Raw genomic sequence first — 15,269 nt, 5'->3', positions numbered from 1 at the left:
CCGCAAATAGCAAGAAAATTGGTAGAATCAGTCCCAAGGTACAGAGCCGAACGGCATATGCTAAATGTTGATCATAACGCCATTCGAACGAGCATTCTTCGATCGATCCGACATAAAAATCGAAATGGGATTGTGAAGAAGTTATTGCCGTTTTTGACGTGTTTTTATAGGCCGTATGTGAAAAGACATCCTTGTTTATTTTACCTGTAAAAAACATACAGAAAAAAACAATGGGCAAAACCATTAAAAGTTGTCTTAAATACCTATACATAGCATGTAACATCCCTATGGGATTGATAGATCAAATGTATTATAAGTTTGATCGTGTAGAGTAGCACAAATCTTGAATTTTATAGCCTTTTTCTAACCTACTAAAAAATGTATATCTAAAAAAAACAATGCAAAAACTTTACTTATACAAATAAAACGCAATAAAACGGTAGAAAAACAAAATATCCCAGCATAAACCAACAGAGTTAAATTAGCACAAATCACGATTTACAAGCGATCAAGTCGTTCCTATATTTTCGGCTATCGACCGGCTTGCCATACCGCTTATAATTGCAGTCTATCACATTATTTTCCCTCTTGCATCTCCAGCGCCACTTGCTTCCGGATAAACATAGGATCATTAGAAAATTAAGCCATAAAATAATCCTAATTTTCTAATGATCACGCTAAAGCTGACGCAGGATTTAAAGTATAATTTTAAAGGTTTTGTCTGTGGCCAACAGCACAATACTAAGTACACACATCAGCAAGGAGTTGTAGAAATGATGATACTCTTGATGCGCCATATGTGCCGTAAACGCCGCAACCGCAAATGGAAACAACAGCAGTACTGCAGCATTCTTAAATTGTGGGTTATACAAACCTATTAAGAGCAATACTACCCCCATTAGTTCCCCTATTCCGATAATGATCGTCCAAGTCTTATTAAAACCCAGGGACTGCATGCTTTGCATCATGGCGCTCTTTTGAAAAACTTTGAATAATGATGCATATCCAAATACATAAAGGTAGTACGCATAGCTCAACCAATGAGCGACTGATTTAATCGTTTCCATGTTATACTTTTTGTTTTCCTACAAATTTCTTTATTAATTTGCAGGAATAACAGTACATACTAGATTGTATGATACCAACAAAAAAGTTTGTATGAACCCACGAAAAGAGAATTCAACCAATCACATTAATGAGCTATACTGGAAAGACCGTTGTGGTATTGCATTTACCTTAGCCGCCATAGGCGGTAGATGGAAAATCAATATCCTTTCCTATTTGCTAAATGAAGGTAAACTCCGCTATAGTGAGTTGCGGAAAAGACTCGTGGGAATATCTGAACGTATGCTGATTGCTAAACTAAAGGAGCTGGAGCATGACAAGCTGATTAATAGACTTGTATATCAGCAAGTTCCACCAAAGGTTGAATACGAATTAACAGCGCTCGGACGGTCGCTCGAGGAAATATTAACCCTCATGGATAAATGGGGAGAAGATAATCTCCCCGAATCAATGCTTTGATAGTGCATAGAGTGCAAATGTACCTAACCAATGCGACCCCATGTAGTCGTCCTTGGTTGTGATATTGGGCAAAGAATACTTTAAATGTTTATTTGCCAACCTATGCAAGTAACTTAACTCAGGCAGCGCTTTGGCGATACCGTTTAAACAGTTTGCGCGACTAAAATTAAGTCCATCCAGATGGACCAAATGTCCGTCTGTTCGATCTTTCACGATACCCGGTTCTAAATTGAACTCGGGATTAAACAGATCTGGCATAAAATCCTTTAACCATTTACGGTAATCCTCCTGTTGCAACACCAAACTCATACAGAGGGCTTCTTCAAGACAAGGAGAAAGAAAGTCGCTTCCACTTGGCTCAAAAGAAATGTTGCAGCTCTTATCCTGACTGTATAAACGAGAAGCATTCGTCATTAATGATTTTTCAAACGTCACATTTCCCGTGCTTCTTGCATAGTCCAGGGACAGCGAAAGGCCGAAGGCCGAATTATCATGATAGCCTGTCCTGATCGGATAGACCAATTTGGGCAAATATTCCTGATACGATTTCACCACATGTTTCACCAACGGTTCAAGATTCGATGCCCAGCGTTTTGCATCGGCATCTTCCCAAGTTAATAATTCCTTCTGCAGTTGCAACAACCAGGCCCAGCCATACGTACGCTCAAAGTTCTTATTGTTCTTATCTTGAAAGAAATCTAATTCAACAGCCACATTTTCGGCTGTGATATTTCGGTTCAATTGGCGCCGAATTTCACCCGAACTGTCCAGATTCGGAAATTCCTTCAAAATATGCACAATTGACCAATACCCATGTACAGAAGAATGCCAGTCAAAACAACCGTAAAAAATTGGATGCAATGTACGCGGTGCTTTTAGATCACCATCACTACCGAGTACCTGTCCCAACTTATTGGGATATTCCACTTCGATGCAATGCAGTGGCAAACTGAGCAGATGCTTGGCCTGAACGCTATCCAAGGTTAAAGGCTGGTCATTTGAACTCGTATTTACTTTGATCGCTGAATTATTTTGACATGCAACAAAAGCAACTGACATGTAAAGAAGCCCTATTATTTTCTTCATAAAACCTTATTTTATAAACGACTATATAACATTTAATTAAGTAATTGTTCTACCAGTTCAGGAACAGCTATGGTCGCCGATTCTTCAAAACACTGTATATTACGTAAAGCGTTGTCATGAGGAATCTTTTTGTCAATTAAAAACGATTTACAGTGACTAGGCGCAAATTCTTTAAGTCCCGCAGCGGGATAAACCTGTAGGGAGGTTCCCACAATAATCAAAATATCGGCCTTCGAAACCAGGCTTATCGCTTCCTCAATGGCCGGCACAGCCTCTCCAAACCAGACTATATTTGGCCTCAGCTGACTACCCTTCTCACAAAGATCGCCCATCTTGATCTCATCACCAACAATGGGATATACCAAACGGTCATCGACAGATGACTTCGACTGGTCCAAGCGTCCGTGCAAATGAACGATATGGGAGGATCCTGCCTGTTCATGCAGTAGATCAACATTCTGCGTCACAATACTCACCCGGTATGCTGATTCCAATTTTACCAGCGCATAATGAGCCGCATTTGCCTGTGCGACCAAAGCGGCTTTCCGTCTTAGATTATAAAACTCCTGCACCAAGGCTGGATTTTTATGCCAACCTTCAATGGAAGCAACTTCCATGACGTCATGTCCTTCCCACAATCCATTGGCATCCCTAAAGGTAGGTATACCGCTTTCAGCCGAAATACCGGCCCCCGTCAATACAACGATATTTTTCTTTTCCATCTTAAATGTATTTGTTACACCATTGTATAGTTAAGATTGACTTTTGATATGACCTTCATCATGTCTGTAGACCTGATCTAGCTCATTCGTTAATCAACAAAGATGCATAATTATCCGGCAGCTCGAGTCGGATCGAGTCTCTACTCAAGGCAGCCTTGCGGTTCATATCATCAAAAGAACGTTGGTAATACACAAAAGCGCTATTTGGTATATGTAGTTCACTGGCTTTCTGTACGTTGAACACGTAGCGATTATTTTTCAGTCTGACATGCTGATAAATCCGATAAGTAACAACTTGAATCTGTACCTTATCAAATTTCGGAATGACCTTTAAATCTGCCGGTTCATGAAAGTATTTATCATTGAAATACATAAATTCATTTAACTCTGCTAATGTTGCTAGAGCTAACCTTCCATTGACCACTTCATTCACTAACGAATCTGCCCGCAATCGCTCGGATTTACTTCCGTCACCGGAAGAACAACAAACACAAAGAAGAGCAAAAATTGGGATCAAAACAGCTTTGATTGGATTCATAGGCCTAAGTTATAATAAAAAATGCTTTTGCGCCACAATTCAGGAGAAAATGCACCGAATACCGAAAGAAAATGGATCAGAATTAATAAATCAGCATAGTTTATATCTCGCAAAAAAGCCCAGGATATTTTGTTATCCCAGGCTTTTTTTCAACGCTAATTGCTATCCGACCTCTTAAAGGTTATTTTCGATAGCCCCCACTTTCTCGCGATATAGTTGTATTGGCGCATCCAACAAAACAGCAATAACTGTCATATTTTTATCCAAGCGCTCTGCTGGTGCCTGAATGTAGATAATACCCGGGATGCTACTCCAATAAAGCTTATTGAAAATCTCATGATTTATCATGGAGCCCTCACCGACCACGCGGATCCTAGCGACTCCATTTTTAACACCTTTTAATGCAATTGGACCCGTAGGTTTTCCCTCGACAAACAGATACAATGTCTGGCGATCTTTAGAGAGCGCGCTTAGTCCTTCATAATGTCCTTCAGGTAAGCCTTTTCCAGTCTCATAAAGTGCTTCGGCATGATCCTTAATCCACTTTAATACCGTTGGATTAGTCGCATTACTACTAGGCAATTTGGTCTCTAAGCCATCCACAGTCAATCCGGAATTATCAAAGATATTTTTTCCGGCATGCAGTGTTGAAGCGATCTGACCTAAAGCACGACCTGTCAACTTATTATCCAGTACAGATTTCAACGTAACTTCAGTATCTTGCGGTGCAGTCCAACGAAGCGCCTCCGCAAAGTTAAGTGCAATCACAGTGACGTCCTGATCAAAGTTTACTTTCGTTAAATCGACTTGAACGGTTCCATTTTCCGACTTAACATTCACTTTCGCAGATGCGTCGCCGACAACTGAGACTCCTTTAATGGCCGTATGATTAACCAAACCTCTGAGCTGCAATTCGGGTTTCTGTTCATACACGTACAGATAAAGTGTCTTTCCGTCCTTTGATAAAGCAGATTTCCCGCCGTAGTTCACAAATGGAATACCGGCTCTTGTACCGTAGATCGCAGCCGCATGCTTATGTGTCCATCGCCCCAGCTGTTTCAAAATATTTAATTGTTCCTCAGGGATTGTTCCATCTGCCTTTGGACCGATATCCAACAATAAGTTTCCGCCCATGGAAATACAATCTACCAACGTTCGAATGATCATATTGGGAGATTTGTACTTTTTATCAAAGGGTTGATAACCCCAAGAATCATTCATGGTATAACAGAGTTCCCAAAATTTAGCATCAGGACGGGTTACTGGAATCCCTTGCTCAGGTGTATCGTAATCTCCATGATGATTCAATCGCGAGTTTATAATAATATTCGGATTATATTTCCGCAAAAGATTCAAGGTCTCTTTAGCTTTCCACTCCTCGGCACTATGCTCCCAATCCCCGTCAAACCAAAGTAATTCCGGCTTATACTGTTCGGATAGCTCAGTCAATTGCCTCTGGTAATATTTTACATAATTATCCCAACGAGAAGGCTCACTTTTCAATTCATAACGCTTTCGATTGCGCGTAAAAACATCGTAATAAGGATGGCTCCAATCGGGCAAAGAATAATACAGTCCAGTATGCAAGCCTTCTTCTTGTATGGCTTTCACAAATGGTGTGATTACATCCTGTTTGGCAGCTGCGTCTTGTAATGTCGTGATCGCTTTATCAGCCTTCGTATTCCACATCGAGATCCCGTCATGGTGTTTGGTTGTAATCACCGTGTATTTCGCACCAGCTTCTTTGATCAATTTGGCCCATTCCTTCGGTCTATAATCCTTTGCTGTAAAACCATTCAGTTGCTTGATATAATTGTCATGATTGATGTAATTATTGAAGAATGACCAAGATTCTGATATTCCATCGACAGAATAAATCCCCCAGTGAATAAAAATACCCAGTTTGGCATCTTCAAACCAATCCATTTTTTGCGGTGATACATTGTTCTGCGCTGAAACGTTTAAGCACGCGGACGCCAAAAGAACAAAAAGAGAAATCTTTCGAAACTTCATAAGCTATTTTATCGATTACATAACGAGTTTAAGCCGGCAAAATACACATAAATCAGCACAATCCAACTATGTAAGGGATAAATTACGTTGGAGAGCAATTGAAATCTAACATTGTATTTTCTCTCGCTCAAACTAAAAACACGCAGGGAATAGTCGTATTACTTAAACGGACCTCATAGGGACTTTATAGGGACCTCATTCGGATAAAGCTGTGTGAAGTCCCTTTTAAATCCCTGTTAAATCAGTTGTGGGTACCTATTAAATTTGATGCCTATAGCGGTGTGCCATATCGTTCAATTTATTGAAGGTGCAACGGTACAAATTCTTCTACCTCGAGCATCAAAATATGCACTAGTCTGGATCATTTTTATCCGTTTGTATGTGCTTACAAAAACTTCATGTATATTTGGCCGGTATGATCGAATTATATACAGATGGGGCTTCAAGTGGAAATCCGGGCCCTGGAGGTTACGGAACCATCTTAAGAACTATTTATACAGGCGATAATGAAGCCTTTAAAGGTAAACTGATCGAAAAAGAGTTTTCGGGCGGTTACCGCAAAACGACTAACAACAGGATGGAATTGATGGCTGTGATCGTCGGCCTCGAGGCACTGAAAAATCTACAGCAACATGTTACCGTGTATTCTGACTCCAAATACGTCATTGACGCCATTGATAAGAAATGGGTATATGGTTGGATACAAAAAGGTTTTGCGGGAAAAAAGAATAAAGATCTTTGGTTGCGGTTAATGAGCGTCTATAAGCTCCATACCGTACGCCTTGTATGGGTAAAAGGCCATGCTGGGCATCCCTTAAATGAGCGCTGTGATCGTTTGGCTGTCGCGGCATCCAAAGATAAGGCAAATTGGAAAATCGACAGTGTTTTTGAAATGGAAGAAGGCAAATAAAAACGGGGCATTGTACAATGCCCCGTTTTTATTATTTCCATGCGATTATTCGCCGCTTTCTTTAGCTGCTAAGTATCTTTCAGCTTCCAAAGCTGCCATACAACCTGTACCTGCAGCAGTGATTGCCTGACGGAAGATGTTATCCTGAACATCACCACAAGCAAAAACACCCGGGATATTTGTTGCAGTACTATCTGGTTTTGTAATTAAATAACCTGTTTCATCCATATCCAATACACCTGTGAAAAGCTCCGTATTAGGCTTATGCCCAATAGCAACGAAGAAACCTGTTACTTCGAGATCTTTTTCAGACTGGTCTTTATTGTTAACAACGCGGATTCCGGTCACTACCTGACCATCTCCTAGGACCTCTTTTGCCTCAGAATTGTAGTGAACTTCGATATTTGGTGTATTCATAACACGATGTACCATTGCTTTAGAAGCACGAAACTCGTCACGGCGAACCAACATATGTACTTTTGAGCATAATTTTGCAAGATATGTTGCTTCTTCTGCCGCTGTATCCCCAGCACCTACAATAGCAACCTCTTGGTTTTTAAAGAAGAACCCATCACATACAGCACATGCTGAAACACCAAAACCATTGTATTTTTGTTCAGATTCCAAGCCTAACCATTTTGCTGTGGCTCCTGTCGCAATAATCACTGTATCTGCGGTAACTTGTACTGTTCCATCGATCTCAACACGGTGTACCTCACCTGTAAAATCCACTTTAGTCACATATCCAAAACGCACTGAAGTTCCGAAGCGTTCAGCTTGCTCGCGCAAATCTTCCATCATCACTGGTCCAGTGATACCTTTTGGATAACCAGGGAAATTGTCCACCTCAGTTGTTTGAGTCAACTGTCCCCCTGGCACAATACCGGTATAAACGACTGGTTTCATATCCGCACGGGCTGCATAAATCGCGGCAGTATAACCTGCTGGTCCCGAACCAATAATCAAACACTGTACATGTTCCACTTCTTGTTTGAATTCCATAATCCTTTTTCTAAGCTATTAATTAACGTTATTTTTTAAATTTATCTTGCAATCCTTTCAGCATATCCAAAGAAATGTTCTGCGGCGCTTCTTCTTTTTGTTGATTGAATTCCTTTTTCGCAAGTTTTTTATCTTCTACAGAATGGGTGGCTGCAGCTGCTTTTGCTTTTTGCTCACTCTTTTCCTTTTTATACCGATTCCAGATATTCTCCAAGACCTTCTTGGTATACAATGGAAAATCACCATTCTGCATCCATGCGTAGTAACTGGGCTCTTGCTCAAATACTTCTATAACAGGTCTTCCTTTATGTTTACCAAAATTGATCGTTTCCAATCCCTCGGCATTATAGACGAGACGTCCGGCAAAATCTACAGGCTTACTTAGGTTGGTAAACGTATGTAGCGCCTCAACATCGTTTACGACAGGATAGGACACTGTCCCATGTTTATCTTCGAATGCTGCGCCTTCATATTTTGTCAGCTGTGCTTTCAAGACCTCATATGTGGCACGAACATCCGCTTCCGCTGTATGCGCATTTTCAAGATTTTCATTGCAATAAAACTTGTATGCAGCTTTCAGCGTACGTTGTTCCATCTGATGGAAGATATTTTGAACATCAACAAATGCTCTACCCTCCAATGAAAAATCAACACCTGCCCGTAAAAACTCTTCCATAAGCATTGGAACATCGAATTTATTGGAATTATATCCCGCGAGATCTCCATCGGCAATAAACGCCGCAAGTTCCACTGCGATTGCTCTAAAATTAGGAGCATCCTTCACATCTTCATCATAAATGCCGTGAAAAAAAGAGGATTCCGCAGGAATAGGCACTTCTGGATTGATCTTCTTTGTATAGACTGTTTCTTCACCACTGGGCATCACTTTCAGAAATGATACTTCCACAATACGATCGGTCGCCACATTAACACCTGTAGTTTCCAAATCGAAAAACACCAATGGTCTTTTTAATTTTAATTCCATGCTGGATAATACACTTTTTTATCAAAAACCAAAAATACAAAGTAGTATTCGATTTTTGTAGTCTAAGAAATTTAATTTACAACCGCTTGATGAACTGGTTCTACTTGACTGATTTTCCCAACAACAACCTTCACCATGGCATCGTAGTCCAAGTATTTATTGGCAAGATACTGCACCTTCTCGGGCGACATATTTCTGATCTGTTCCATATAATAGGAATAATAGTTCAATGTCATCCCATTTAACAAAACACTTTTGAACTTGTCGGCATGCGAAAAGATACTTTCCAACGAACCCAACATAGAACCTTCCATATAGGTCTTCACAAGATTGACCTCATCCTCGGAGGCCAATGTAGTTTTCAACAAATTGATCTCCTTTTCTATTTCAGTCAACGTGGCCTGTGTTACATCTACCCCAACTTCAGTTACAATGGTCATAAAACCAGTATGTTTCAAGGTAGCAACAGCCGAACCAATGCTATAGGTATACCCTTTTTCTTCTCGGATATTGCGCATTAGACGGGAACCGAAAAAACCACCTAATAATGTGTTGACAAATTGTAATGCCGGATAATCGGGATGTTCCCTTCCAATCGTCTGACAGCCCAACCGAATGGCAGACTGCAAGGCATTATCTTTTTCCTCATAAGCCAGGTTATTTGAACCTTGCACCAAAACAGGGATTTCCGAAGGAGAGACAGCAGCTGCTCCTTGCCACTCGACACCGAAGATTTGCTCCAACTCCTGCAAAAGCTCTTCAGAAACATTACCCGAAACAATTAATGTACAATTGGCAGGAACAATTTCCCTACGGTACAATTCGATCAGCTGCGCACGAGTAATTGCATCGTAATCTGCTAGTTTTGGTGTACGCCCATAACGATTATTCTCACCAAAGATCAAATTGTAAAATTTGCGTCTCGCCAGATAATCATTTTTCTGAATAGAGACTTGAAACTTTTGTTTGTTATTGCGCAAATAGGTATCCAATTCCTGTTGTGGAATCGATGCTTCCGTTAGAATATCTTTTACCAGCGGCAAGAGTACTTGACTATGTCTATTCAATGTGTAAAGCGACAGAGACGTTACGTCAAAAGAATATTCAGGAACAAGAAATGCTCCGTAGAAATCCACTTTATCTGCAATCTCTGCACTCGACATGGTCTTTGTCCCCTCCTTAAGCAATGCACTTAGGGTACTATTTAACAACGGATTTTCAGCCGATCCGTCAAGATAGGTATTCTCAAAGATCCATTCTATCCGTACCAGCTCCTGCTCGGGCGACTGGAATACATAGACAGGCAATCCGTTTGCAAACTGCTTCTTGATCGGTTCTTTCAAACTTATATTTCCAATTTCACGGAACTTGGGTGCTTTTGTCCTATCCAACATGTACAGCCTCCTCTTGTTTTGATTTATACATTAATATAGAAGCATTCTCCGGTCTAAAAATGAGCTGAGCTTGCTGTTGAACTTCCTCAGCACTCACCGACAAATATTTTGAGACCTCTGTGTTGATGCCGTCTGCATCACCCAGCAACTCATGGAAAGCCAAATTCATGGCTTTATCCAAAATAGATAGTTCTGCAAAAACATTTGTCGATTCGATCTTATTCTTCACTTTTTCCAATTCAGCTGCAGGTACCAACTCGGATTTTATGACCTCCAATTCTGCCCACACCGCGCGTTCAGCTTCCTCTAGCGAGATGCCTTCCGACGGTTTTCCTTCAATAACAAAGAGGTTATTGTCGATACTTCCCATCACATAAGCATTTATTTCACTAAATAACTGCCCCTCTTTTACCAATCGACGATACAAACGTGAAGAAGAGCCCCTCGATAAAATGTCCGACAGAAGATCCATTGCAAAATACCCCTCTTCCAATCGAGCAGGGCCATGAAATGCCATATAAAGCGCATCCAAAGGCACCTCTGCCCAAGTCGTTTCACGCCTAATCTTATCTTGCGCGGGTTCTTTAGGCAATTGGCGATTGTATTTCTCGCCCGCCTCGATATCGCCAAACCATTTTTCAGTCAAAGCTTTTACTTCCTCAAAATGAACATCTCCAGAAACAACCATAATTGCACTCTGCGGATTATAATGTAATTTGAAAAATGCTTTAACATCTTCCATTGTAGCCTCTTCAATATGGCTCAGTTCTTTTCCGATGGTTGCCCAACGATATGGATGTACCTGATAGGCCAATGGACGTAATTTTAGCCAAGCGTCACCATAAGGCTGATTCAAATAACGCTGCTTGAATTCTTCACTCACGACATTCCGCTGCACTTCGAGGCTTTGTTCGGAAAAAGCCAAACTTAACATCCGGTCCGACTCCAACCACAATGCCGTTTCTAGATTTGAAGAGGGTAAAGTGATGTAATAATTTGTAATATCGTTGCTGGTGAATGCATTATTCTCGCCACCCACTTTTTGTAATTCGGTATCGAAATTAGGAATATTGATACTTCCACCAAACATCAGGTGCTCAAATAAGTGCGCAAATCCGGTCTGTTCCGGAGATTCATCCCTTGCCCCCACATCGTACAAGATATTGACGCAGGCCATGGCTGTATTATGATCCTCGTGTACCAATACACGTAGGCCGTTTTCCAACGTAAATTTTCGATAAGAAACCATCTATTTTTTCTTCGATGTTTTTAAATCCAGTTAATACCTTTTCGCAATAAAGATAAGGTTTTGGCTTCTTCGGAGCCTTCTTCAGGACGATAATCATATGCCCAATTGGCTTGGGCTGGTAGACTCATCAATATCGACTCAATCCGACCATTCGTTTCAAGTCCAAATTTAGTCCCCGAGTCCCATACGAGGTTAAATTCGACATAGCGTCCGCGACGGATCAATTGCCAATTTTTTTGTTGATCAGTAAAGTTTTTATGTCGATTTTTCTCCACCAAAGCAATGTATGTTGGTGCAAACGTGCGTCCAAGGTCACAGGAAAAAGCAAAAATATCTTCCATGCTCACCCCTGTTTTTTCAGTATTCAACTTATCGTAAAATACACCTCCTATGCCGCGTGTTTCCTGGCGATGTCTGATATAAAAATAATCATCCGCCCAATTTTTAAATTTTTCATAATAGGATGAATCATGTCTATCACAGACATCTTTCAGCTGCTGATGAAAATAACGGGCATCCTCTTCATCGATATAATGCGGCGTTAAATCAATACCGCCGCCAAACCAACGAATCTGATCGTTCAGTTCAAAATAGCGGATATTCATGTGTATAATAGGTACGAAGGGATTGTTTGGATGGATTACAATGGAAACTCCTGTCGCAAAAAAATCATCTTCTTCCACCGCAAATGACTTTTTGATCGCTTCAGGTAATTTGCCATACACAGACGAAAAGTTAACGCCTCCTTTTTCAAAAATCTGACCATTTTGAATGATCCTGGTGCGACCGCCACCACCGCCTTCACGCTCCCACAATTCTTCTTCAAAGCGTGCCGATCCGTCTAATTTCTCCAGCGCCTGACATATTTCGTCCTGAATTTCTTTATAAGCTAAAGCAATCGCTTCTTTTGTTATCATCTACTCTATTGCTACTTTATTATGTTAATTTTTCGCTCAATGCTTGAATAATTTTAGATGCAGGGAGGTGTTCATACAAAATTTGATGCACGGCATCGCATATAGGCAATTCCACTGCATATTTTTTCGCATACTCTTGAATACATGCCGATGCGTAATACCCTTCAGCCACCATATTCATTTCCAATTGCGCAGATTGTACACTATAGCCCTTTCCGATCATATTACCAAAGGTTCTATTTCGGCTAAATTGGGAATAGGCTGTTACCAAAAGATCCCCTAAATAAGCCGAAGTATTCACATCCCTTGACGTATCACCATCTACTTTACCTACAAACCGGCGCATTTCGCGAATTGCATTGGAGACCAGCACAGCCTGAAAATTATCACCGTAACCTAAGCCGTGACAGATACCTCCAGCTAACGCATAGATGTTTTTCAATACTGCACCAAATTCTATTCCGAGTACATCTTCCGACAGAATCGTCTTGATAACCCTTGACGACAGAAAGGAAGCAACCAATGCTGCACTATCCAGGTTCTTACAGCCGAAAGTTAAATAAGACAATTTGCCTAAGGCAACTTCCTCCGCATGGCAGGGACCACCAACCACACAGATCTGTTCAATATCGACCTCATACCGTTGCTCCAAAAACTCACCGATAATCAAATTATCTTTGGGAATAATCCCCTTGATGGCGGAAACAACAATTTTATTTCTAAAATCTTCCTTCGTCACATTGGCCAGTGCATCCTTCAAATAGGCCGCAGGCGTATTTAAAATGACAATATCTGAATTAGTAATTACGTTTTTAGCATCGGTATCAATCGTCGTAATACTAAGATCAACCGAAACACTGCTCAGGTAAGTCGGGTTATGTTTGAATTTTTGAATATATCCTGCATCCTCTTCCTTTCTTACCCACCAAAAAATATGCTTGTCTTGGTCATTTTCACATAGCATCTTGATCATAGCAGTAGCCCAACTTCCGCTACCAATTATACCAATCTTTTTCCCCTGCATGTCTTTAATTTGTTTTCGACAGCAAATATACTTATTTACTAACGAGATATACGATTCACGCAGTGAGATATGATACTTTCGTTACTTTTTAAGCAAATAAACGCTCCCAGAATCCTAATTCCAAGCCAACATAATAATCGTTGTTTTCGAATTTTATAGGGTAAACGCGAATAAAATCATGCTGTTCCGGATTACCTCTTCCCGACACCAGATCGAATTCATGGCGATGAAAAGGACAGATTACTTTTCCACGTTCACACCAGCCATTTTTCAATGGTGCCCCAGCATGTGGACATTTAGGCGAGAAAGCATAGAGTTGGTCTTCGTACCAGGTAATACAAATAATTTTTCTACCGAATTTATGTTCGCTGATGCCCTGATTTTTAAGAAAATCGGCATGTTCAATTTTGTACCAATGAACCATTCGACAAGATAGCTAAAAATTACAGTGAATTTTCTATCTTTGTGCAATTTCAAAAATTTGCACTATATATGGCTTTACAATGCGGTATCGTAGGTTTACCAAACGTCGGTAAATCAACATTATTTAACTGTTTGTCGAACGCGAAAGCGCAAGCGGCTAACTTTCCATTTTGTACAATTGAACCAAATGTTGGGGTAATTACCGTACCGGATGCCCGTCTCAATAAATTAGCTGAATTAGTCAACCCGCAACGAATTGTTCCAAACACCATCGAGATTGTCGACATCGCCGGTCTTGTGAAAGGAGCTTCAAAAGGTGAAGGCTTAGGCAATCAATTCTTAGGAAATATTCGTACAACAAATGCTATTATTCACGTTTTAAGATGTTTTGACGATGGGAACGTGATCCACGTCGATGGTTCGGTAGACCCAATCAGAGATAAAGAAATCATTGACACCGAATTGCAGCTTAAAGATTTGGACACTGTTGTAAAACGTATCCAGAAGGTAGAAAAAATGGCTAAAACAGGCGGCGATAAAGATGCAAAAAGAACGTTTGACATCCTATCAATCGTCAAAGATCATCTTGAAGCTGGAAAATCTGCACGTACAGCAGCGATTGAAGCGGAAGATTTTGAGTTCATCCAGGATTTAGCCTTGTTAACAGCCAAACCAGTACTTTATGTATGTAATGTAGACGAAGGTTCTGTTAATACAGGTAACGCTTACGTAGAACGTGTTAAGGAAGCTGTAAAGGATGAAAAAGCCGAGGTATTGATTATCTCAGCACAGATCGAATCTGAAATTGCCCAACTGGAAAGCTACGATGAGCGCAAAATGTTTTTGGATGACCTTGGCCTTGAAGAATCTGGCGTACACAAGCTGATCCGCGCTGCATATTCGCTTTTAAATTTGGCGACTTATTTTACCGCTGGTGTACAAGAAGTTCGCGCTTGGACGATTGAGAATGGATTTACAGCACCTCAGGCTGCAGGTGTAATTCACACAGATTTCGAAAAAGGATTTATCCGCGCTGAAGTAATTAAGTATGACGATTTCGTCACGTTTGGCTCCGAAAATGCAGTAAAAGAAGCTGGAAAATTATCAGTGGAAGGAAAAACATATATTGTCCAAGATGGCGATATCATGCACTTCCGTTTTAACGTATAACCATCCCGCCTGTTCAAACAGGTAAGCATAAAAAAGAGGCGAACACTTTTGAAGTATTCGCCTCTTTTTTATGCTTTATCATCTCCTTTTTTATTGTCAAAACTATGCCCCACCTAGCGGACGGGCTATTATCAAATTCGCCTTGTAAGCACAGTGAGTCCACCATGAGTCCACGTTGAGTCCACTTTTTTATTGTACAGTCACCGTGCTCTCACCGTGGTCGAACCTCACTCACAGGGCGAAGTAAATACTGCATTGTTGTCAGGCAGACCTGTAGAAGCCTCTACTAAAAATACTTTTACATTAAGCTAG

The 15,269-nt window shown here is 40.7% G+C and carries 15 protein-coding genes; 3 read left to right on the top strand and 12 right to left on the bottom strand.

The window, feature by feature from the left end; all coding sequences use genetic code 11:
* Nucleotides 1–695: 695 nt before the first annotated feature.
* On the bottom strand, nucleotides 696–1,067 hold the full coding sequence (locus AAW12_RS24765) for a DoxX family protein (protein ID WP_046676261.1): 372 nt from the start codon (nucleotides 1,065–1,067) through the stop codon (nucleotides 696–698).
* A gap of 91 nt (nucleotides 1,068–1,158) precedes the next feature.
* Here AAW12_RS24765 and AAW12_RS24760 point away from each other — a divergent pair, with 91 nt between their 5' ends.
* Nucleotides 1,159–1,524 carry a winged helix-turn-helix transcriptional regulator gene (locus AAW12_RS24760; protein ID WP_046676260.1) on the top strand — a complete coding sequence of 122 codons (366 nt, stop codon included), beginning with the start codon at nucleotides 1,159–1,161 and terminating at the stop codon, nucleotides 1,522–1,524.
* On the opposite strand, the gene AAW12_RS24755 is transcribed toward AAW12_RS24760, so the two are convergent.
* The 4 genes from AAW12_RS24755 to AAW12_RS24740 all read right to left on the bottom strand — a co-directional run bounded on the left by AAW12_RS24755 (nucleotide 1,513) and on the right by AAW12_RS24740 (nucleotide 5,883).
* A complete protein-coding gene (locus AAW12_RS24755) occupies nucleotides 1,513–2,610 on the bottom strand; it encodes a DUF2891 domain-containing protein (protein ID WP_046676259.1) in 1,098 nt (365 codons plus the stop codon). The genes AAW12_RS24760 and AAW12_RS24755 overlap by 12 nt on opposite strands.
* Nucleotides 2,611–2,642: 32 nt before the next feature.
* On the bottom strand, nucleotides 2,643–3,332 hold the full coding sequence (locus AAW12_RS24750) for an SIR2 family NAD-dependent protein deacylase (RefSeq protein WP_046676258.1): 690 nt from the start codon (nucleotides 3,330–3,332) through the stop codon (nucleotides 2,643–2,645).
* Nucleotides 3,333–3,414: 82 nt separating this feature from the next.
* The gene (locus tag AAW12_RS24745) at nucleotides 3,415–3,870 is read right to left on the bottom strand and encodes a hypothetical protein (RefSeq protein WP_046676257.1); all 456 of its coding nucleotides are present in this window, start codon (nucleotides 3,868–3,870) and stop codon (nucleotides 3,415–3,417) included.
* 174 nt (nucleotides 3,871–4,044) lie between these two features.
* Nucleotides 4,045–5,883: an alpha-L-fucosidase gene (locus AAW12_RS24740; protein WP_046676256.1), complete on the bottom strand. Its 1,839-nt coding sequence runs from the start codon at nucleotides 5,881–5,883 to the stop codon at nucleotides 4,045–4,047.
* Between the two features lie 415 nt (nucleotides 5,884–6,298).
* On the opposite strand from AAW12_RS24740, the gene rnhA reads away from it, so the two are divergent.
* The gene (gene rnhA / locus AAW12_RS24735; RefSeq protein WP_046676473.1) at nucleotides 6,299–6,793 is read left to right on the top strand and encodes a ribonuclease HI; all 495 of its coding nucleotides are present in this window, start codon (nucleotides 6,299–6,301) and stop codon (nucleotides 6,791–6,793) included.
* Between the two features lie 45 nt (nucleotides 6,794–6,838).
* Here the strand turns inward: rnhA and trxB are convergent, their stop codons facing one another.
* The 7 genes from trxB to AAW12_RS24700 form a co-directional block, all read right to left on the bottom strand.
* Entirely contained in the window at nucleotides 6,839–7,795 is a 957-nt protein-coding gene (gene trxB, locus AAW12_RS24730; RefSeq protein ID WP_046676255.1) for a thioredoxin-disulfide reductase, read from the bottom strand.
* A gap of 28 nt (nucleotides 7,796–7,823) precedes the next feature.
* Nucleotides 7,824–8,780, bottom strand: coding sequence for a 3'-5' exonuclease (locus AAW12_RS24725; protein ID WP_046676254.1), 957 nt, complete (start codon nucleotides 8,778–8,780; stop codon nucleotides 7,824–7,826).
* A 71-nt stretch (nucleotides 8,781–8,851) separates the two neighbouring features.
* Nucleotides 8,852–10,174: a M16 family metallopeptidase gene (locus AAW12_RS24720; RefSeq protein ID WP_046676253.1), complete on the bottom strand. Its 1,323-nt coding sequence runs from the start codon at nucleotides 10,172–10,174 to the stop codon at nucleotides 8,852–8,854.
* The gene (locus tag AAW12_RS24715) at nucleotides 10,164–11,423 is read right to left on the bottom strand and encodes a M16 family metallopeptidase (RefSeq protein ID WP_046676252.1); all 1,260 of its coding nucleotides are present in this window, start codon (nucleotides 11,421–11,423) and stop codon (nucleotides 10,164–10,166) included. The genes AAW12_RS24720 and AAW12_RS24715 overlap by 11 nt, the downstream gene beginning before the upstream one ends.
* A gap of 20 nt (nucleotides 11,424–11,443) precedes the next feature.
* Nucleotides 11,444–12,340: an oxygen-dependent coproporphyrinogen oxidase gene (gene hemF, locus AAW12_RS24710; protein ID WP_046676251.1), complete on the bottom strand. Its 897-nt coding sequence runs from the start codon at nucleotides 12,338–12,340 to the stop codon at nucleotides 11,444–11,446.
* Nucleotides 12,341–12,359: 19 nt separating this feature from the next.
* Nucleotides 12,360–13,364: an NAD(P)H-dependent glycerol-3-phosphate dehydrogenase gene (locus AAW12_RS24705; protein ID WP_046676250.1), complete on the bottom strand. Its 1,005-nt coding sequence runs from the start codon at nucleotides 13,362–13,364 to the stop codon at nucleotides 12,360–12,362.
* 88 nt (nucleotides 13,365–13,452) lie between these two features.
* Nucleotides 13,453–13,788, bottom strand: coding sequence for a Rieske (2Fe-2S) protein (locus AAW12_RS24700; RefSeq protein WP_053003994.1), 336 nt, complete (start codon nucleotides 13,786–13,788; stop codon nucleotides 13,453–13,455).
* 68 nt (nucleotides 13,789–13,856) lie between these two features.
* Between AAW12_RS24700 and ychF the strand changes: the two genes are divergently transcribed.
* The gene (gene ychF, locus AAW12_RS24695) at nucleotides 13,857–14,957 is read left to right on the top strand and encodes a redox-regulated ATPase YchF (protein WP_046676249.1); all 1,101 of its coding nucleotides are present in this window, start codon (nucleotides 13,857–13,859) and stop codon (nucleotides 14,955–14,957) included.
* Nucleotides 14,958–15,269: the final 312 nt, after the last annotated feature.

This window comes from Sphingobacterium sp. Ag1 (genome assembly GCF_000988325.1).
GTDB lineage: Bacteria > Bacteroidota > Bacteroidia > Sphingobacteriales > Sphingobacteriaceae > Sphingobacterium.
Note: the sequence above shows the minus strand (reverse complement) of the source record. Positions and strands in the feature narration are given on the sequence as shown.